At 64.1% G+C, this 19,191-nt stretch carries 17 protein-coding genes; 4 read left to right on the plus strand and 13 right to left on the minus strand.

Annotation, left to right across the window (positions count from 1 at the left end):
• Window positions 1–68: 68 nt before the first annotated feature.
• The 9 genes from AC13C2_RS03150 to ilvC form a co-directional block, all read right to left on the minus strand.
• Complete coding sequence (locus AC13C2_RS03150) at window positions 69–2,600, minus strand: putative PEP-binding protein (RefSeq protein ID WP_092764528.1); 2,532 nt, start codon at window positions 2,598–2,600, stop codon at window positions 69–71.
• A gap of 184 nt (window positions 2,601–2,784) precedes the next feature.
• The gene (gene glyS / locus AC13C2_RS03155; protein ID WP_482885915.1) at window positions 2,785–5,007 is read right to left on the minus strand and encodes a glycine--tRNA ligase subunit beta; all 2,223 of its coding nucleotides are present in this window, start codon (window positions 5,005–5,007) and stop codon (window positions 2,785–2,787) included.
• Between the two features lie 2 nt (window positions 5,008–5,009).
• Complete coding sequence (locus AC13C2_RS03160) at window positions 5,010–5,552, minus strand: DUF6446 family protein (RefSeq protein WP_092764532.1); 543 nt, start codon at window positions 5,550–5,552, stop codon at window positions 5,010–5,012.
• A gap of 80 nt (window positions 5,553–5,632) precedes the next feature.
• Window positions 5,633–5,893, minus strand: coding sequence for an FkbM family methyltransferase (locus AC13C2_RS03165; RefSeq protein ID WP_482885916.1), 261 nt, complete (start codon window positions 5,891–5,893; stop codon window positions 5,633–5,635).
• A 90-nt stretch (window positions 5,894–5,983) separates the two neighbouring features.
• A complete protein-coding gene (locus AC13C2_RS03170; RefSeq protein ID WP_482885917.1) occupies window positions 5,984–6,133 on the minus strand; it encodes a hypothetical protein in 150 nt (49 codons plus the stop codon).
• A complete protein-coding gene (locus tag AC13C2_RS03175; RefSeq protein WP_474521462.1) occupies window positions 6,130–7,065 on the minus strand; it encodes a glycine--tRNA ligase subunit alpha in 936 nt (311 codons plus the stop codon). The genes AC13C2_RS03170 and AC13C2_RS03175 overlap by 4 nt, the downstream gene beginning before the upstream one ends.
• Before the next feature lie 157 nt (window positions 7,066–7,222).
• On the minus strand, window positions 7,223–8,671 hold the full coding sequence (locus AC13C2_RS03180; protein WP_482885918.1) for a TrkH family potassium uptake protein: 1,449 nt from the start codon (window positions 8,669–8,671) through the stop codon (window positions 7,223–7,225).
• Window positions 8,672–8,731: 60 nt separating this feature from the next.
• On the minus strand, window positions 8,732–9,649 hold the full coding sequence (locus tag AC13C2_RS03185) for a DMT family transporter (RefSeq protein WP_092764540.1): 918 nt from the start codon (window positions 9,647–9,649) through the stop codon (window positions 8,732–8,734).
• 240 nt (window positions 9,650–9,889) lie between these two features.
• A complete protein-coding gene (gene ilvC, locus AC13C2_RS03190; RefSeq protein WP_339640514.1) occupies window positions 9,890–10,912 on the minus strand; it encodes a ketol-acid reductoisomerase in 1,023 nt (340 codons plus the stop codon).
• 133 nt (window positions 10,913–11,045) lie between these two features.
• Here ilvC and AC13C2_RS03195 point away from each other — a divergent pair, with 133 nt between their 5' ends.
• From AC13C2_RS03195 to AC13C2_RS03205, 3 genes are all read left to right on the plus strand, one after another.
• Complete coding sequence (locus tag AC13C2_RS03195) at window positions 11,046–11,501, plus strand: Lrp/AsnC family transcriptional regulator (RefSeq protein ID WP_339640515.1); 456 nt, start codon at window positions 11,046–11,048, stop codon at window positions 11,499–11,501.
• Complete coding sequence (locus AC13C2_RS03200) at window positions 11,498–11,956, plus strand: Lrp/AsnC family transcriptional regulator (protein WP_339640516.1); 459 nt, start codon at window positions 11,498–11,500, stop codon at window positions 11,954–11,956. The genes AC13C2_RS03195 and AC13C2_RS03200 overlap by 4 nt, the downstream gene beginning before the upstream one ends.
• Window positions 11,957–12,032: 76 nt before the next feature.
• Window positions 12,033–13,163 (plus strand): aminotransferase class V-fold PLP-dependent enzyme, encoded by a 1,131-nt coding sequence (locus AC13C2_RS03205; RefSeq protein WP_482885919.1) that lies wholly within the window; start codon window positions 12,033–12,035, stop codon window positions 13,161–13,163.
• Between the two features lie 9 nt (window positions 13,164–13,172).
• Here AC13C2_RS03205 and AC13C2_RS03210 read toward each other — a convergent pair whose 3' ends face one another.
• Together AC13C2_RS03210 and AC13C2_RS03215 are read right to left on the minus strand one after the other, a co-directional pair.
• A complete protein-coding gene (locus tag AC13C2_RS03210; protein ID WP_092764747.1) occupies window positions 13,173–14,363 on the minus strand; it encodes an FAD-dependent monooxygenase in 1,191 nt (396 codons plus the stop codon).
• Between the two features lie 25 nt (window positions 14,364–14,388).
• A complete protein-coding gene (locus AC13C2_RS03215) occupies window positions 14,389–15,048 on the minus strand; it encodes a pyrimidine 5'-nucleotidase (RefSeq protein ID WP_482885920.1) in 660 nt (219 codons plus the stop codon).
• Window positions 15,049–15,188: 140 nt separating this feature from the next.
• On the opposite strand from AC13C2_RS03215, the gene AC13C2_RS03220 reads away from it, so the two are divergent.
• On the plus strand, window positions 15,189–15,824 hold the full coding sequence (locus AC13C2_RS03220) for a GntR family transcriptional regulator (protein ID WP_092764550.1): 636 nt from the start codon (window positions 15,189–15,191) through the stop codon (window positions 15,822–15,824).
• 67 nt (window positions 15,825–15,891) lie between these two features.
• Here AC13C2_RS03220 and AC13C2_RS03225 read toward each other — a convergent pair whose 3' ends face one another.
• Window positions 15,892–17,802, minus strand: coding sequence for a glycosyltransferase family 2 protein (locus AC13C2_RS03225; protein ID WP_482885921.1), 1,911 nt, complete (start codon window positions 17,800–17,802; stop codon window positions 15,892–15,894).
• 219 nt (window positions 17,803–18,021) lie between these two features.
• A complete protein-coding gene (gene carA / locus AC13C2_RS03230) occupies window positions 18,022–19,167 on the minus strand; it encodes a glutamine-hydrolyzing carbamoyl-phosphate synthase small subunit (protein WP_482885922.1) in 1,146 nt (381 codons plus the stop codon).
• Window positions 19,168–19,191 lie beyond the last annotated feature (24 nt).

The raw sequence follows: 19,191 nt of genomic DNA on the forward strand, positions 1-19,191 counted from the left end.
CCGGTCGCCTTCGCTACGTCACGGCACCAGAGTCCGCGGTATCTTGCCGTTGCGGGCAAATTTCGGCGTCAATCCGCCTTTTTCGCTGCGAGTATCGTGGCTTGTGCTGCGGCCAGCTTGGCGACTGGCACACGGAACGGAGAACAGCTGACATAGTCGAACCCTGCAAAGCGGCAGAAGGCGATCGATTCGGGGTTGCCGCCATGTTCGCCGCACAGCCCCAGGATCACCTTTGGGTTCGCCTTGCGACCGCGTGAGGCCCCCAGCAGCAGCAACTCGCCCACGCCCTCGACGTCCAGCGTTCCGAAGGGGTCTTCCGGGTAGACGCCTTCGTTGACATAGGCCGACATGAACCGGCCAGCATCGTCGCGGGACAACCCATAGGTCATCTGCGTCAGATCATTGGTTCCGAAGCTGAGGAACGCTGCCTGTTCAGCAATTTCCCCGGCCCGCAAGGCCGCGCGCGGCGTTTCCACCATGACGCCAAGGTCATAGTCGAAATCAACGCCGGTTTCGTCACGCACCTTTGCCGCCACCCCGTCCAGCCGACGCTTGACCAGTTCGACTTCGCGTCGCGCGGTTACCAGCGGGATCATGATTTCGGGCCGCACGTCCACACCCTTGGCCAAGGCGGCGACCGTCGCTTCGAAAATGGCGCGGGCCTGCATTTCATAGATTTCGGGCAGGGCAATGCCCAACCGTACGCCGCGCATGCCCAGCATGGGGTTGTATTCCTGCATCGACTCGATCCGGGCTTTTACCTCCGACAGAGGCCGGTCCAACGCCTCGGCCAAAGATCTGATGCCGTCGGTTTCATTCGGCAGAAATTCATGCAGCGGCGGATCCAGCAAGCGGATGCAGACCGGCAGGCCAGACATAAGGCTGAACAAAGCGGTGAAATCGTCGCGCTGCATCGGCAGAAGGCGATCCAGGGCGGCGGCGCGATCGGCCCCCGTTTCAGCGAAGATCATCTCGCGCATGACGGTCAGGCGTCCGCTTTCGAAGAACATATGCTCCGTCCGGCACAGGCCGATACCGTCGACGCCAAATGTGCGCGACAAAGTTGCGTCGGCTACCGTGTCGGCGTTGACCCGGATGCCGATGTCCCGGACATCATCCGACCAGGCCATCAGGTCGCCAAAGGCCCCGTTCAGCGCCGGTTCGGTGGTGGCGACGCGACCTTCCATCACTTCGCCGGTGGAACCGTCGATCGTGATCTCATCGCCTTCGCGCAGCACACGTCCGTCGGCCAGGATCACGCGACGCTTTTTATGGCTGACGTGCAGTCCGATGGCGCCGGTAACGCAGGGCAGGCCCAGACCGCGTGCGATGACGGCTGCGTGACTGGTCGTGCCGCCGCGTTCTGTCAGCACCGCATCGGCGGCATGCATGCCGCGTACGTCGTCGGGCGAAGTTTCACGCCGAACCAGAATGCAGGCCTCGTCGCGCGATTGCGCAGCCTGCGCGGCCGCACTGTCGAATACGATCCGACCGGCCGCGGCTCCGGGCGAGGCGGCGATACCGCGCGCCAGAACAACACGTTCAGCCCCGGGATCGACCTGTCGATGCAGCAGGCGCGACAGCGTATCGGGCGACACCCGCAGCAACGCCTCGGACCGCGGAATGATTCCATCGCGAGCAAGCGCGGCGGCTATGGCGACCGACGCACGGGCCTCGCGCGGGCAGCGCACGGCGTCCAGAACGGCCAGACGACCCTGGTCGATAGTGAATTCGACCTGCATTTCCTCGCGCAGACGCTTGCGACAGCGTGCCCCGACCTTCAGCAGTTCGCCATAGACCTCGGGCAGAAGATCTTCCAGCGAAGGCCCCCGCTCGTCTCGCGTCAGATAGATCGCCTTGTCGCTGTTGCGCAAATCACGTCGGCCCATGGCCTGACCCATATAGCGGCCCGTGACCTTCGGCTCGCCGGTGGCGGGGTTGACGAATTGCACGACGCCAGACCCCGATTGCCCCGGTCCCATGCCCTGCGCCATGCGTTGAACGACCAGACCCAGTCCGGCATCGCCGGGCGCGCCCTTGGCCTGTCGCAACAGACGGGCAGAGGTGCCATCCCAAGCGCGCGCCATCGAGCGCAGAACGGCGGCCAACTGATCGGCGATGGACTGCGGGAAGGGGTCGTCGATCTCTTCCTCGTAGATGATGCAGGCCTCGGACGGAGTCTTGGCGGCGTCAAAAGGTTCTTCGTCCAAGCGCATGACTTCAATGGCAAAAGACCGGATGAATCTCAGATAGAGCTTGTCGGCAGCGGCATGGCCAAGCGTCTTCGACAACCAACCGTGCGCGGCGTCGTTCATGCCGATGTTCAGCACCGCGTTCGGCCCGCCCCAGTCCGCCGCCTCGCTCGAAGAGCGGACGGACAGCAGCATCGGCTCGCCTTCGAACAGGCCGATCAGGGTGGCAAGGTCGGGCATCTGCCCTTCGGCGATTTCACGGACGGTGGCGAAGGGGATGGCAACAGTCTGCGGAACCGGCAGGTCCATACGGATAAGGCGTTGCAGGCACTTGGCACGGTTGCCATGCCGCGCGACCCGAATGTCGGCGGTGGGCGTGACCGGGGTGAAGCCGGGTATGTCGAGCATGGTCTCAACCTCGGACAAGTGTGCAGATGCAGCATAACTTAATGTTGCGCTGCAGCATAGCAAGTTTACGAGGCCGATCCTAAGATTTCCGTAACGTCTGCCTAGCCCTCGATACGTCGAAATGCCGGTGTGTTGCCGGTATGCCGTCGGGTATTACTCCGGTATTACCCGGAGCATACCATATTTACGCGCTGATCCGCGACAGGTCGGCAATCTTGGTGCAGGTGCGCACGATTTCCGACAGCATGTTCAGGCGATTCCGGCGCAGGATCGGAGTATCGGCATTGACCTGCACCGCCTCGAAAAACGCATCCACCGGCGCGCGCAGGTCGGCCAGCGCGGTCATGGCGACGGGGTAGTCCTCGGACGCCAGCGCCGCATCGATCTTCGGACGGGCAGCTTCGATGGCATCGAACAGCGCGCGCTCCTCGTCGGTCTCGGCCAGCTTGCGCTCGGCGCCGTAGCTGTATTCGACACCGTCCTGTTCTTCGGCCTGCGTCAGGATGTTTTTCGCCCGCCGGTAACCCTGCGTTAGGTTTTCCCCGTTATCGGTGGTCAGGAAGGCATTGAGGGCGCGGGCGCGGGCCACAAGGTCGGTCAGGTCGTCGGTCCGGTCGCCGGTCAGGCAGGCGTCGATGACATCGTGACGAATCCCCTCGTCGCGGAGGTGGACCTTGAGGCGGTCGTGGAGGAAGGCGAGGAGGTTTTCTCTGCGGAGGTTTTCTTCTTCGGAAAGTCGCGGTTCTATGCGGTCTTTCTCGTCGACTGGTTCGAGAATATCCAGTGGGTCACTCTTTGGATCGGGTAAACCGTCAGCGGCCGCGAGGACGGATTGCAAAGCGATCCGAGACCGCTTCCTTGCGTTCTCTTCAGAAGAAAGGAGTGCGGAATTAATAATTCGACCGAGAGGAAGCGACAGTTCCGACTGCAACACCAACCGAATAATCCCCAAAGCCGCCCGCCGCAGCGCATAGGGATCCTTCGATCCGGTCGGCTTCTCATCAATCGCCCAAAATCCGGCCAGCGTGTCGAGTTTGTCCGCCAGCGCCACGGCCACCGAGACTGGCGCGGTCGGCACGTCGTCGGACGGCCCGAGCGGCGAATAATGCTCCTGCGCGGCAGCGGCGACTTCCGGTGCTTCGCCTGCGGCTTGGGCGTAGTAGCGGCCCATCAGGCTCTGCAATTCGGGGAACTCGTAGACCATTTCCGACGACAGGTCGGCCTTGGCCAGGCGCGCGGCGCGCTCGGCCAGATCGGGGTCGGCGTCGACGGCGGGGGCGATTTCGCGGGCGAGGGCGGCGATGCGGTCGATGCGCTCGGCCTGGCTCCCCAGTTTGGCGTGGAAGGTGACATTGCCCAGCGCGTCGAGCCAGGGCGCAGCCCAATCGTCACCGCCCGATTTGGCAATGCGCAAGTCATTCTCCCAGAAGAACTTCGCATCGGTCAGGCGCGCGGACAGCACCTTGTTGTTGCCCGCAAGGATGGTCGCGCCGTGGTCTGCCGTTTCGCGGTTGGCGACGGTGATGAAGCGGACGATCTTGCCGGATTTGTCTTTGACCGAGAAGAACTTCTGATGCTCCTTCATCGAGGTCTGGAGCACTTCGGACGGCAGGTCGAGGTAATCGGCCCCGATCTCGCCCATCAACACGACGGGCCATTCGACCAGCCCCGCGACCTCGGCCAGCAGGCCCTTGTCCTCGACCACCTCCAGCCCGGCGGCGAAGGCCTGATTGGTGGCGTCCTGCCAGATGGCGTCGGCGCGTTCTTCGGACGAGAGAACCACTTTCGCGCGTTTCAGCTTGGCCTCGTAGTCGTCGAAGGATTTCACCGCGAAGCGGCCCGGCGCCATGAAGCGGTGACCTTCGGTCGTAACGCCCGAAACGATACCGTCGATGTCCAGCGGCACGATTTCCGCCCCGTCCTCGCGCACGAGAATGCACAGGATCGACCGCAGCGGGCGCACCCATTTCAGCGACCCGGTGCCCCAGCGCATGGATTTCGGCCAGGGGAAACCGCGCACCGCCGCCTCCAGCACCTCGGCCACGATTGCGGGCGCGGCACGGCCCGGTTTCGTGATCCGGGCCATATAGACCTGACCTTTCTTGTCGTTGGCCACGACAAGCTGGTCCTGCGTCAGTCCGGTGGAGCGCAGAAATCCGTCCAGCGCTTTTTCCGGAGCGCCGACCTTGGGGCCCTTGCGATCCTCGGTGGTGGTCGGACTTTCGTCGGTCAGCCCGTGGATCGACAGCGTCAGGCGACGCGGCGTGCAATGGGCGATGGCGCCCGCATAGGTCAGCCCGCCCTCGACCAGACCGTCGGTGACAAGGCGCTTGAGGTCGTCGGCGGCGCGGCGTTGCATACGCGCCGGAATCTCTTCGGAAAACAACTCGATCAGCAGGTCGGACATATCTAGAGGCTTCCCTCGATCAGCGGCTCGTAGGTTTCGCGGTCGGGGCAGGCCTCGCCCACCGGGGTGCCGTCGTAAGCCTTGCGGCCGCAATCGTTCAGTTCGTTCCAGGCCCAGCCGCGCCCGTCGCCGGTCAGCGCGACGACGCGATCCACCCCGTAGGCGACGTTCGGATAGGCCGTGTAGGCCACCGCTTCGCCCGAGGTCAGCAATTCGCCGACATAACCAGCGTCATAACAGTCGAACCAGTCGGGTGCGATGGTTGGGCCGGGGTCGGTCCGAAGGATTACCGGAATTTCCGCGCCCAGGGTGGAGACGTCCAGAAGGTGCTGGAAACAAGCGCGAAACCCCAAGGGGGAGGCGTTGGAGATGATCGCCTCCACGTTCTGGGCCGGCAGGGTCGTCAGTGCGCCGTCCGGTGACGCCAGCGTCAGGGTCACGGGGCCGTCGGCGGGGGCATAATAGCCGCGCGTCTGGGCATACCAGATACCGCCGCCGACAAGCAGCGAGGTGACGAGGATGGCGATGACGGCGAACTTGCCCATGTTGGTCCCTTCCGGGGTTGCGGCGGTCCGGGCGGGTTACAACGAGCCTTGGGCCGGGGCAAGCGCGAGGCAGGGTGCGGTCAGTGCCAGTCCATCTCGATCCTGGGGTGTGTGCGGAATCTGGCGGCTTGCCGGAGCGCATCCGTCCGGGCGGCGAGTTCGGGCAAACTGCGCTCATGGGTCTCGACAAAGATATGGTCGATCCGGTCGCAGACGGGGTCGTTCAGCAGGCGCTCCAGCAGGGCCACTTCGGAGCCTTCTATGTCGATCTTGAGGACACCGATGTCGGTATCGAGGCGCGCCGGGTCGGCATCGAAATCGACCCGGCGATAGAGGGGCACGGTGTCGTCGCGGTCACCTGCGGCGGCGTGGCGCGCCGTGGCGACGGAATATGTGCTGATATTTGCGCCCAGATCGATGCAGACCTGCCCTTACGCCGCTTTCACTGCGGCGTCGAACGCAGCCTGGACAACCGGCTTTCGCGCCGCCTGCCGCTTGCGGGCATAGCGCCGTCCCCTGGCACCCGGAAGCTTGCTTAGCGCAGAATAGAAGGCGACGCGCAGATTGCGTGCCAAGCTCATGCCGCGTCCTCGGTCCAGCCGCCCGCGCGGGTCAGAAGGAAGGCATCCGCGCAGGCCTTGGCCAGCGCCCGGACGCGCCCGATATAGGCCTGGCGTTCGGTGACCGAGATGACGCCGCGCGCATCCAGCAGGTTGAAGATATGGCTGGCCTTGATGCACTGGTCATAGGCCGGGTGAACCATGATGATGCGTTTGCCGGTCTTGGGGTCGTCGGCCGGTTGCGACAGGATTTCGGCGCAATGCGCCTCGGCCTCATCGAAGTGGCGCAGCAGGACGGCGGTGTCGGCTGTGTCGAAATTCCAGCGGGCGTATTCTTCCTCGGTCTGTTTGAAGATGTCGCCATATGTCAGCGCAATCGCGGCGGAGGGGTCGTTGAACGGCATGTCCATGACGTGATCGATGCCAAGCACATACATCGCCAGACGTTCCAGTCCGTAGGTCAGTTCGCCCGACACTGGATGGCAGTCGTGGCCGCCGACCTGCTGGAAATAGGTGAACTGGCTGACTTCCATACCGTCGCACCAGACCTCCCAGCCCAGCCCCCAGGCGCCCAGTGTCGGGCTTTCCCAGTCGTCTTCGACGAAACGGATATCGTGCAGACCGGCGTCGATGCCGATGGCCTGCAGCGAACCCAGATACAGTTCCTGCAGGTCTGGCGGGCTGGGTTTGATCAGAACCTGATACTGATAATAATGCTGCAATCTGTTCGGATTCTCGCCGTAACGCCCGTCGGTCGGGCGGCGCGATGGCTGCACATAGGCCGCGGCCCAGGGCCTTGGCCCAAGCGCGCGCAGTGTCGTGGCCGGGTGGAACGTGCCCGCGCCGACCTCCATGTCATAGGGTTGCAACATGGCGCAGCCCTTGGTCGCCCAGTAGGTCTGAAGCCGCAGGATGATCTCCTGAAAGCTGCGGGGGGCGTCATGCACGGTCATCTGGCGTCTCCGATCCGGTCGAAACCGCGTCTAAGCGGCATGATCAGGCCCGTCAACGCAGGGTGCAGACGCGATCGAAAGGCGCTGATCAGCAGCGCGGACCGAGATCTGCCCGCAAGAGACCCCGGCGGAGCATGTTCGGTTATGAATCCTGACGCTAGGCCGTCCAGAAGCGCCGCGTGAACAATACATAGACCACCATCAGCTCCAGCCGCCCGATCAGCATCGCGGCTGCCAGCAACCATTTCGCCGTGTCGCTCAGCGACGCGAAGGTGCCCGCAGGGCCGATAATGTCGCCCAGACCCGGCCCGATGTTGGCAACCGCCGTGGCCGCGCCCGAAACGCTGGTCACAAGGTCCAGCCCGGTCATCGCCAGTGCCACCGAAAAAACGCCCAGCGTCACGACGAAGAGCACGAAGAACGCCATGACCGAAGACAGCACGTCTTCCGACACCGCCACACCGTCATAGCGCGCCCGGAATATGCCGTGGGGTGAATGCACACGGCGGATCTGTGCCTTCACCGCCGCGAACAGGATCTGGTAGCGGAATATCTTGACCGAACAGGTCGTCGATCCGGCACAGCCGCCGATCAATCCGCTGAAGAAGAAGATGGCGATGATGAATCCGCCCCACTGCATATAGTCCACACTGGCATAGCCCGTCCCGGTCAGGATCGAGGCGATGTTGAACAAGGCTTCGCGTATGGCCTGTTCGATTGAAAAGTCGTCGAACAGGATCAGCGCACCTGCCACCGTCATCACCAGTGTCGCTGCCGTACCCAGGAAGGCCCGCACCTGACTGTTCGACAGGATCGGCCGACCCGACCCGTTCACCAGTTGCACATACAGGACGAAGGGCAGGGCCGAGGCCAGCATGAAGACCGTGGCGATGTATTCCGTCGGACCCTGAAACGTTGCGAAACTGGCATCGTAGTTGGCGAACCCGCCGGTAGACACAGTGGTCATCGCATGGACGATCGCATCGAACATGCCCATGCCCGCCGCGCCATAGGCCAGCGCACAGAGCACCGTGATCCCCAGGTAGATCGAGGATATGGTGGAACTGATCTGTGCCGCACGGGGCAGAACCTTGCCCATCGTATCGAAGGCCTCGGACCGGAAAATCTGCATGCCGCCGACGCGCAGTTCCGGCAGGAATACCATGGCAACGACGATGACGCCGATGCCGCCGAACCATTGCAGCAGCCCGCGCCAGAGCAGGATGCCCGCCGGCAGATCATCCAGACCCGTGATGACGGTCGAGCCGGTGGTGGTCAGGCCGGACATCGCCTCGAAGAAAGCATCCGTATAACTGAGATCGGAGGCTCCGATCATCAGCGGCAGGGCCGCGAAGACCGGCAGCATCAGCCAGACCGCGGTGGTCAGCAGGAACGTCTGTTGCAGCGACAGCCGGTCGCGCACCGCGTTTGCCGTCGCCAGCGAGATGCACATGCCGACAAGAATGGTGATCAGGCCGGATTCGACGAAGACCGGCCAATGGCCGTTCCCTTCGATGATATCGGCGATAAGCGGCAGCGCCATCGACGCGCCGAGGGCCATCAGCAAAAGGCCGATCACGTATCCGACGGGGCGCACGTCCAGCATTCAAGCGGTGTCCGCCGCCGGGACTGCGCTGTCAAGCGAGGCGCGTGCGATGGCGCGGCGTCAGAGGCGTTTGCGCCCACCCGATTGCGACACGGCGAGACCGCTGGCGATCAGCGCCAGCGCCAGATAGAACCGGCCGGGCAGATCTTCGGACAGGATCAGCGCGCCGAACAGCATCGACCAGACCGGCACCTGATAGTTCACCAGCGTCATGAACGACGGCCCGGCCGAGCGGATGACCTGTACCCGGAGCAGGACGGCGAAGGCCGTGGGCACCAGTCCCAGAAAGACGATCGCCGCCATGATGCCGGGGTCCGCCGCGCCCGGCGCGCCCTCGACCACAAACATCGTGGGCACCAGGACAACGGCCCCGACCCCCAGCGTCAGCGCCGACAGCCACATTCCGTCGATGGGTGGGCAGCGGCGCGTCAGGATCGAGCCGACGGCGTAACAAACCGTCGCGGCGATGCAGGCCAGCCGACCCAATGCCACCAGATCGCCGCCACCCGCCGCCGTTATGCCCGGCCCGAGCAGGACCAGAGCGCCCGTCAGACCCAGTGCAAAACCACTGCCCTTGCGCCACGTCAGCCGGTCGCCGGGCACCAGCCAATGCGCCAGCGGCAATACGAACAGCGGCAGAACCGCCATCGACAGGCCCGCGAAGGCCGAGGCGACGTATTGCTGACCCCACGACAGCAGAAGAAAGGGAATCGCCGTGGTCAGCAGGCCCAGCATCACGATGTATCCGGCCAGCAGGCCCGACCATCGCGGCATCGGTCGGCCCATCATCACCACCAGCGACAGCAGCGCCACAGCCCCCAGAGTCGTGCGCGCCGTGGCAACCGTGACCGGACCGTAGCCGCGCAGGGCGATGGACACGACCATGAACGTGCCACCCCAAATCAGCCCGAGGGCGATGACCGAAGCATAGTTGCCGAGGGTCGGTTGCGAAACGGGGGTGTCGGTCGTGCTTGCCATGATCGCGGACCTAGCCTTTGGGCAGGCGGTTGGACAGGGTATGCGGCTCGGCCGCGCATGATCGCCATGCTTCAGTTGCGATCATTAGCGCCAGGGAACCTCATTTCGCCGGAGCTTGAGCATACACACGATGCGAGCAGCCGGGGATACTGGCAGACGCGGGTCCATACAGATCAGGCCCCGCCAGTAAAGAGAAAGGCCACCCTGAGGCGGCCTTTCGTCAGTCATGACTTACAGATATCAGTTGCGCGCTTTGTCGACCATCTTGCCGGCTGAAATCCACGGCATCATGCCGCGCAGCTTTTCGCCCGTCTCTTCGATCTGATGCTCGTCGTTCAGGCGGCGTGTGGCCTTGAACGAAGGTTGTCCGACCATGTTTTCGGCCATGAAGTCGCGGACGAACTTGCCGGTCTGGATGTCGGTCAGAACCTCTTTCATGCGCTTCTTGGTCTCGTCGTAGGGCAGGATGCGCGGGCCGCTGACGTATTCGCCATACTCGGCCGTGTTCGAGATCGAGTAGTTCATGTTAGCGATGCCGCCTTCGTAAATCAGATCGACGATCAGCTTCACTTCGTGCAGGCATTCGAAATAGGCCATCTCCGGGGCATAACCGGCCTCTACCAGCGTCTCGAAGCCCATGCGGATCAGCTCGACCAGACCACCGCACAGCACGGCCTGCTCGCCGAACAGGTCAGTTTCGCATTCCTCGCGGAAGTTGGTCTCGATGATGCCGGAGCGTCCGCCCCCGATGGCCGAGCAATACGACAGGCCGATTTCCAGCGCGCGACCGGAGGCATCGTTGTCGACGGCGACAAGGCAGGGCACGCCGCCGCCCTTGACGTATTCGCCCCGCACGGTGTGGCCGGGGCCCTTGGGCGCCATCATGATGACGTCGACGCCGGGCTTGGGCTCGATCAGGCCGAAGTGGACGTTCAGGCCGTGGGCGAAGGCGATGGCCGCGCCGTCCTTGAGGTTGTCATGGACGTGGTTCTTGTAGGTCTGGGCCTGCAATTCGTCGGGCATGGTGAACATGATCAGGTCGCACCAGGCGGCGGCCTCTTCAATGCCCATGACCTTCAGGCCTTCGCCTTCGGCCTTGGCGCGTGAGGGGGAGCCTTCGCGCAGGGCGACGACGACGTTCTTCGCGCCAGAATCGCGCAGATTGAGCGCATGGGCGTGGCCCTGGCTGCCATAGCCGAGGATGGCGACCTTCATGTCCTTGATCAGGTTAACGTCGCAGTCGCGGTCATAGTAAACGCGCATCGGGAGTCCTCCGTGGGGTGTATCTGGCGGGAGGGATAGCGGCGTGGATGGGGGAAGCCGAGAAGGGTTCCTTGGAAATTTTGGCAAATTTTTGCGATAGTCATTCGTCAATCAATCAAATATCGTGTTTTTCATGTTAGACGATATTGACCGCCATCTTTTGCGCCAATGGCAGGCCGATCCCGATCTGACGGCGACCGATCTTGCCGCCATCCTCGGGTTGCCCGCGGCCCGCGTGTCCCGCCGCATCGACCGATTGCGGGAAACGGGCGTGCTGCGCGGTGTGCATGGTGTGATCGACTGGGGTGCGCTGGGATATGCGGTCGAAGTCAGCCTTCGGATCCAGCTCGACAAGACCGTGCCGGGGGCCTTCGACCGTTTCATGGATGCCGCCCGCAAAGTGCCGGAGGTGACGCAGATGCAGACATTTCTGGGCCGTGTCGACCTGCGCCTGACGGTGATCGCGCGCGATATGGGACATTGGCAGACGCTGTATCGCGACCGGATTCTGACCTTGCCGCATATCGCCGAAATCGAGGCCCTGATGCATGTCGCGAACGTCAAGACCGACCAGAGCCTGCCGATATGACAGACCTTATCGACGCTACCGACCGCGCGATCCTGCGCGTGGTGCAGACCAATGCCACACTGTCTGCCGGGGCCGTGGGCCGGGCCGTGGGCCTGTCGCAACCGGCGGCGTGGCGGCGGCTGCGGCGGCTGCGCGATGCGGGCATCCTGCGGGGGCGGGAGTTGTCGTTCGATATGGAAAAGCTGGGCTTCGGGGTGACGGTCTTCCTTGGGATCAAGCTGGCCACCAAGGGTCGCGTCTCGCTGGAAGATTTCGAACGGGCGGTTGCTGCCATTCCCGAAGTGCGGCGCGTCGAACATGTCTTGGGCCGCTATGATTATCGTCTGCGGATCACCGCCCGCGATCTGGCCGATTTCGAGCGTGTCCTGCGCAGGCGGGTGATGGCCCTGCCCGGTGTCGGCGAAGTGGAGGCGAATGTCCTGCTGTCCGAGGAACGCCTGCCGGGGCCGCTTTGACGGGGTGTCGACAGGCGCATTGAAGGTCCGCGCCCGACATGAAACACTCTTGCGAAATCATTGGCGGAGACGACGCATGGCCCTTCTAGACACGGTCGACCCACAGGGTCTGGACGAATTTTCCGTGGTGTTCACCGACCGCTCGCTGAATTCCATGTCAGCCGGCTTTCAGCAGGTCATGCGCGATCTGCATGCCGGTCTGACCGAGGTCTACAATGCCGAACACCTGGCTATCATCCCCGGTGGCGGCACCTTCGGGATGGAAGCGGTCGCCCGGCAGTTCGGGCAGGGGGCCAAGGCCCTCATCGTTCGCAACGGATGGTTCAGCTATCGCTGGTCGCAGATCATCGAGACCGGAGCCTTCAGCGAGGGGACCGAGGTTCTGAAAGCGCGCCAGTCCGGCAATGACAGCCGCAGCCCCTTCGCGCCTGCCCCGATCGAGGAGGTCACGGCCCGCATCCGCGAAACCCGCCCTGATATCGTTTTCGCACCGCACGTTGAAACCAGCGCGGGCGTGATCCTGCCCGACGATTACGTCAAGGCGCTGTCGGACGCGGCGCATGAGGTGGGTGCGCTGATGGTTCTGGACTGCATCGCGTCAGGATGTATCTGGGTCGACATGGCGGAAACCGGCGTCGACGTGCTGCTGTCCGCGCCGCAGAAGGGGTGGAGCGCATCGCCCTGCGCCGGGCTGGTTCTGATGTCCGACGCCGCATACGCCCGCGTCATGGCGACCACCTCCGACAGTTTCGCCATCGACCTGAAGAAATGGACGCAGATCATGGAGGCCTATCTGGCGGGCGGCCACGCCTATCACGCCACGATGCCCACCGACGCCCTGCGCGTGTTTCGCGACACGCTGTTCGAGACGCGCGCGTATGGCTTTGCCCGGCTGAAGTCGGCGCAGTGGGAGTTGGGCACAAAGGTCCGCGAAATGTTAGCCGCCAAGGGTGTGCCGTCTGTTGCCGCCGAAGGCTTCGGTGCGCCGGGCGTGATTGTCAGCTATGCTCCGTCCGAGGAAATCAAAACCGGCAAGGCCTTCGCCGCCCACGGCATGCAGATTGCGGCGGGCGTGCCGCTGCAATGCGATGAACCGGCGGATTTCTCGACGTTCCGCATCGGTCTGTTCGGTTTGGACAAGCTGATGGATGTGGACGCGACAGTCGGGCGGCTGAAACGGGTCGTGGACCAGGTCTTTCCGGATTGAGATGTGCTTTCAGTCCGTGCCTGACCCCAGCCCCATACGCATCGTTGCGCGCCGTAGCGGGGCCAGGTCGTGCAACAGGGCAAGTCCCTTGCCGCGCAGGGCCTGAACAGGGGCCAGCCCTGCGATGGAGCTGCGGTTGAGCAGGTCGATCCCGGCCATGCGGAACGCGACATCCGCCCGCCGCGACCGGGCGTAAGCATCCAGCATTCCATCCGACCCGATTTCGGATGTGCCACCAAGATCGCGCAGGGCGGCCACATCCTTGAGAGATGTGTTCAGACCCTGCGCCCCGATCGGAGGCATCGCATGCGCGGCCTCGGCAGCCAGGGCGAACCGGCGCGCGGTCCAACGTTCGGCCAAAGCGGAGGTGATCGGCCAGGCGGCGCGGTCGGACAGCACACGCAGCGGCCCCATGACATCTGCGGACCGGTCCTGCACCTGTGCCGTGAAGGCGTCATCGTCCATTGCCATCCGATTTGCCTGCTGTGCCGCGTCGTCCATCCAGACAACGGATGAGCGGTGCATCCCGTCCCGATCCGGAAGCGGCACCAGAGTGAATGGCCCGCCGGTGCGATGCACTTCGATCGACACGTCGCCGTGCGACCGGTCGTGCCCGACGACGAAGACGAGGGCGGTCTGGCCGTAATCGACGCGGCGCACCCCGATCCCGGCCATGCGGCGCAACGGACTGTTCTTGCCATCGCAGGCCAGCACCAACCGCGCCGTCAACCGGCTTCCGTCGGACAGCGTGACGCGCGCGCCGGACGTGCGCTGCAACAGCCCGGTCACCGACCTGCCGAACCGGGTTTCGACGGTGTCCAGTGCCATGACCCGCGAGAGAAGGGCATCGCGCAGGGCCCAGTTGGGGACGTTCCAGCCGAATGGCCTGTCGGACAGGTCGCGGGCCTCGAAGTCGCGGCTCACGGGGGCCGCGCCCGCCGCATCGACGATCCGCATGGTCCAGAGCGGTGTCGCCGAGGCGGTCAGCCCATCCCAGGCACCCGCAGTCGCGAGCAGATCGCGGGCCGGTTGCAACAGCGCCGTCGTTCGCAGGTCGGCACCGGCGTCCGCTTCGCCGGTGACCGGTGGGGCGGGGTCGATCAAGGTGACCCGGTGCCCTTCGGTGCCCAGTACGCAGGCCGCCGCCAGGCCCGCGGGGCCCGCGCCCGCGATTACGATATCGGTGTCGAAAAGCGTCATGGGCAACATCTAGAGCGCGGGGGCATCACGTTCCAGTGGCCACGATAGCGCGCAGAAAGGCCGTCAGGTCGGGCGCGTGATGATGGATATGCGCGCCCGGAGCCCGCTCTGGTCCGACGTGCACCGTGACCAGGCCCAGTTCGTGCGGAACGGACAGGTTGCGGGCGCTGTCCTCGAACATGGCGCTGCGCATCGGGTCCAGCCTGTCCCGCGCGAAGACCGTTTCGAAGGCCGCGCGGTCGGGTTTCGGATGGTGGTCCGCGTGTTCGATGCCATGCACCGCATCCCACATTCCCGACAAGCCACGGGCGGCCAGCACCTTTTCGGCATAGGGCGCGGTGCCGTTGGTATAGATCACGCGTCTGCCGGGCAGGGCGGCGAGCGCGGCACGCAGGTCCGGGTCGGGGCGCAGCACGGAAAAGTCGATGTCATGCACATGGGCCAGAAACGGGGCGGGATCGGCACCATGCTCCCGCATCAGTCCGGCCAGCGTGGTGCCGTGATCGTGCCACCAGCGTCGCCGCAACGCGTCGGCCTGGGCAAGGTCGACGCCCAGTTCGGTCACGATCCATTGCGCCATCCGCGCCTCAATCTGCGGAAACAGGGGGAAGGTCGGCGGATAGAGCGTTTCGTCAAGGTCGAAGACCCAGGTGGTCACGTGATCGAAAGCGGAGGCGAGCGACATGCAGCGGGTGTGACCGGGGGGCGGACCGGGGTCAAGGTCGAGATGACGTCGTGCCGCTGTCCATTGTCCGTTCTGCCTGTCGGCTTGGTTGTCTGTGGCCGATGGCGAGTCTAGCCTGTGGCGCAACAGGGGAGCCGACCATGGGGCAGATCGCTCAGAAGGATGCGCATGCGCTGATCCTGGACGCCATCGACCGGGGTGATTTCCAGCCCGGCGACCGTCTGGTGGAAAGCGAGTTGGCAGATCGGTTTGGCGTCTCCCGGACGCCGGTCCGCGAAGCATTGCAGCGTCTGGAAACGCAATCGGTTCTGGTCCGGGATGGTCGATCCCTGATGGTGGCGACGCTGAACCATGATCAGATGGCGGAGTTATATGCCGTGCGGACCGAACTGGAGGCATTGGCCGCCCGATTGGCAGCACAACATGCCGCCCGTGAGGAAATTCGCGTGCTGCAGCGGATGGTGGACGAGGATGCGGCTTTGCTGGGCGATGCACGGGCTTTGGCGCGGGCGAACCGGCGGTTTCATGGGCAGATCCATCTGGCGTCACATAATCGCTATCTGGTTCAGCAACTGGGGTCGGTGCACCGCTCAATGGCGCTGATGGCAACGACTTCGCTGGCGGTGGAGGGGCGCGGCGCGGCGGCCCTTACGGAACATCTGGCGATCGTCGACGCCATCAAAGCCCGCGACGGCGATGCGGCGGCCGATGCGGTACGCGACCATCTCAGCCGTGCGTTCGAGACGCGCCTTCAGGAAGAAGCGCGGCGCATGTGATCCGAAGGGGCCGGGCCGCTTGCAAACCTGTATGTCGTCAGCCCGATCCGGGGACGTTCGCCGGACGTCAGGCAATCCGCGTCACTCGACCGCTGTTCCGTGTGAGGTGCCCTGCGTCGGTCAAGGCCAGGCTGTCTTCCAATGTTCCGATATCGCCCTGATCTACACCTCCGAACCCGCCATGCGCGGTCTTGTCCCAGTGAAAGGGTCGCAGGACGATTTCGGTAAGAGCCTTGAGAATGGCGATACTTGCTAAGGGAAAGTATAGCTCCATTGTTGGAATCCAGCGGCGCAGGCGACGGTGGTGAAGCGTGGAGCAGGCGATCCAGGACAGGGTGATCGACAGGACGGTTGCGGACGCCATGATCGTGCCAAGCGCAATCGCGCCGTTTCCCGGCAGCCAGTCGCTGATCGGATGCGGGATGCCGAACAGCATGATGATCGTCGACCAGAGGACGGGCAGCAGGACCGCGTTCAGGATCGATCCGAGAAACAACAGATGAAATCCGAAAAAGCGGCGCGGCCCGATGTCTTTCCAAAGCCGGGCCGGACGCCGCGAATGCACCGCCCAGGTCAGAATATAGCCCTTCATCCAGCGCGACCTCTGCTTGATCCAGGCGAACGGCGAGGCGTTCGCCTCCTCCAGTGTGGTCGTCTGGATGATTTCCGTGCGATATCCCATGCGCGCCAGCCGGACCCCGAGGTCTGCATCTTCGGTGACGTTATGCGCATCCCATGCGCCGACCCGTTCCAGAGCGGAGCGCCGGAAAAACAGCGTCGTTCCCCCCAGCGGTACAACCAGACCAAGGCGGGCGATGCCCGGCAGGATCAGCCGGAACCAGTTGGCATATTCGATGGTGAAGCAGCGGGACATCCAGTTTCGCGTCGGATTGTAATAATCCAGCAATCCCTGCAGGCAGGCGACGCGGGCGGGCGCAGCCCTGAAACGTGCGGCGACGGTCAGCAGCTGGTCTGCCGCCGGGGCATCCTCGGCGTCGTAGATGCCGACGATGGTCCCGCGGGCGAAAGTCAGGGCGTAGTTCATGGCCCGCGGTTTGGTGCGCGGATGACCATCCGGCACCGGAATGACCCGCATCCAGACCGGCAGGTCGGCCCGGTTGAGCGCGGCGCGCGTCTGCGCGTCGTCAGCCTCGACCACGAGGCAGATGTCCAGAAGTTCTCTTGGGTAGTCGAGGCGGGCCAGACGTTTGGTCAAGGGCGCTGCGATATCCGGCTCCTGGTGAAGAGGGACGAGGATGGTGATGCAGGGCAGCTTGCGCGCCGATTGCTCGGCCGGTCTGATGGAGTTGAAACCCATGGGTTTTCGCCGCATGGCCAGCGCAGCGGCGACCCGGAGGCCGAGATTGGCGGACATGACCATCAAGGCGAGCGCAGTCGCGATGCGGAGGGCACCAGTCGGCCAGACCAGCGTGGCCAACAACACCGACAACAGGAAAATCGCCAGTATCGCAGCCCCCGGCCGGGAGCCCCACAGGCGACAACTCAGCCCTTCAGGAACGCGACATTCGGCGGACCGGGCCAACGATGCACCGTGAACCTGATGCATGCGTGCGTCCAGCGCGCCATCGGTAACAACCGCGAAAAGGCAGGACCCGAAGCTTTCGGGCAGAGCCGCGCGCAGATCGTCGAGCGCTTCGGGCCGAGAGGTCGCGATCAGGGTCCGTCCGCCGACACGGTCCCAGGGAAGCGCCCGAAATGTTAATGCGACCTGTAACGGAAGTGACCGGGCCAGCGCGTCGATGGCTGGACAGTCTTGTGGCGCGGGTCCGGCACGCCCGAGGCCACGCTGGCGACCGAGCGCATCGGCCAAAACCTCATCGTCAACCAGACCGCGCCGCAGCAGGACATCGCCCAGCCGTGCAGATAACCTGCGTTGAAGAATCAGCGCGTGAGCCAGATCGGAGCCGTTGATCGCCCCCATTTCGAGCAGGATCTCACCCAATTTGGGTCGCCGCACATAAGCCTGTCGCCGGAAGCCTGGCCTACAGGCAAGGCCTGCCGCCGGTCTGACCGAGGCGAAAGACCGCAGCGGGGGAGCAGCCGGATCGCCTGGATCGACGGATGTACGTAGAGCGGCAGATGCAGTGGACGTGGCCATGGAATACCCGGAACTCGATCCGGGGTATCCTTCGCAGCCAAGTCTTAAATGTTTGTTAACAAACGAACGTCCTGATCTTCAGACAGGCCGTGCATCCATCGCGGCGGCGAAATCATCGAACAGATAGGCACTGTCATGCGGGCCGGGGCTGGCTTCGGGATGATATTGCACCGAGAAGACCGGCTTGCCCGACAGGCGGATGCCGCAATTCGACCCATCGAACAGCGAGACATGGGTCTCCTCGACGCCATCCGGCAGGCTTTGCGAATCGACGGTGAAGCCGTGGTTCATGGATGTGATCTCGACCTTGCCGTCGACGCGCCGCTGAACCGGGTGGTTCGCGCCGTGGTGGCCGTGGTTCATCTTGACCGTTCTGGCCCCCAAGGCCATTGCAAGCATCTGATGGCCCAGGCAAATTCCGAATACTGGTATTCCCGATGCGACCATTTCGCGGATCATCGGTACGGCATATTCACCGGTCGCGGCGGGATCGCCCGGACCGTTCGACAGGAACACGCCGTCGGGCGAGAGGGCCTTGACCTCCTCGGCCGTGGCGGTCGCGGGCAGGACCGTGACGTCGCAGCCGACAGATGCCAGAGACCGCAGGATGTTGCGTTTGGCCCCGAAGTCGATCGCCACGACCTTGTGACGCGGCGCATCCAATGTGCCGAAACCGTCGGGCCAGGCCCATTTCGTCTGATCCCAGCGATAGGACTGGGCGCAGGTGACTTCGCCCGCCAGATCCATACCCTCCAGACCTGCAAAGCCGCGCGCCCGCGCCACCAGATCCTCGATATCGAAATTACCTTCCGGATCATGCGCCAGCGCGACATGCGGCGCGCCCTGCTGCCGGATCGCACGAGTCAGGCGGCGGGTGTCGACGCCGCCCATTCCGATGCGCCCGGCAGAGGTCAGCCAGCTTTCGAGATCGTTGGTCGCGCGCCAGTTCGACGGGTCGGTCGGGTCCCATTTGACGATCATTCCGGCCGCTGCGGGCTGTGCCGTTTCGTCGTCGTCGGGTGTGGTGCCGGTGTTGCCGATATGCGGGAAAGTGAAGGTCACGACCTGTCCGGCATAGCTGGGGTCGGTCATGATCTCCTGATAGCCGGTCATGGCGGTGTTGAAACACAACTCGGCCACGGCAACGCCAGTCGCGCCGAATCCGCGACCCTTGAAGATCGTGCCGTCGGCAAGGGCGAGACAGGCGGTCGGGGTCTGGGGCATGGAATACTCCGGATTGGCAGGGAT

It is taken from the genome of Jannaschia sp. L-14R (assembly GCF_056857695.1).

Coding starts and splice junctions, on each gene's coding strand:
- AC13C2_RS03160 (WP_092764532.1), bottom strand. CDS start 5,552: ATGGGCAAGTTCGCCGTCATCGCCATCCTCGTCACCTCGCTGCTTGTC.
- AC13C2_RS03175 (WP_474521462.1), bottom strand. CDS start 7,065: ATGACCGTGCATGACGCCCCCCGCAGCTTTCAGGAGATCATCCTGCGG.
- AC13C2_RS03195 (WP_339640515.1), top strand. CDS start 11,046: ATGTTAGACGATATTGACCGCCATCTTTTGCGCCAATGGCAGGCCGAT.
- AC13C2_RS03215 (WP_482885920.1), bottom strand. CDS start 15,048: ATGTCGCTCGCCTCCGCTTTCGATCACGTGACCACCTGGGTCTTCGAC.
- AC13C2_RS03185 (WP_092764540.1), bottom strand. CDS start 9,649: ATGGCAAGCACGACCGACACCCCCGTTTCGCAACCGACCCTCGGCAAC.
- ilvC (WP_339640514.1), bottom strand. CDS start 10,912: ATGCGCGTTTACTATGACCGCGACTGCGACGTTAACCTGATCAAGGAC.
- AC13C2_RS03180 (WP_482885918.1), bottom strand. CDS start 8,671: ATGCTGGACGTGCGCCCCGTCGGATACGTGATCGGCCTTTTGCTGATG.
- AC13C2_RS03220 (WP_092764550.1), top strand. CDS start 15,189: ATGGGGCAGATCGCTCAGAAGGATGCGCATGCGCTGATCCTGGACGCC.
- AC13C2_RS03205 (WP_482885919.1), top strand. CDS start 12,033: ATGGCCCTTCTAGACACGGTCGACCCACAGGGTCTGGACGAATTTTCC.
- carA (WP_482885922.1), bottom strand. CDS start 19,167: ATGCCCCAGACCCCGACCGCCTGTCTCGCCCTTGCCGACGGCACGATC.
- AC13C2_RS03170 (WP_482885917.1), bottom strand. CDS start 6,133: ATGAGCTTGGCACGCAATCTGCGCGTCGCCTTCTATTCTGCGCTAAGC.
- glyS (WP_482885915.1), bottom strand. CDS start 5,007: ATGTCCGACCTGCTGATCGAGTTGTTTTCCGAAGAGATTCCGGCGCGT.
- AC13C2_RS03210 (WP_092764747.1), bottom strand. CDS start 14,363: ATGACGCTTTTCGACACCGATATCGTAATCGCGGGCGCGGGCCCCGCG.
- AC13C2_RS03200 (WP_339640516.1), top strand. CDS start 11,498: ATGACAGACCTTATCGACGCTACCGACCGCGCGATCCTGCGCGTGGTG.
- AC13C2_RS03150 (WP_092764528.1), bottom strand. CDS start 2,600: ATGCTCGACATACCCGGCTTCACCCCGGTCACGCCCACCGCCGACATT.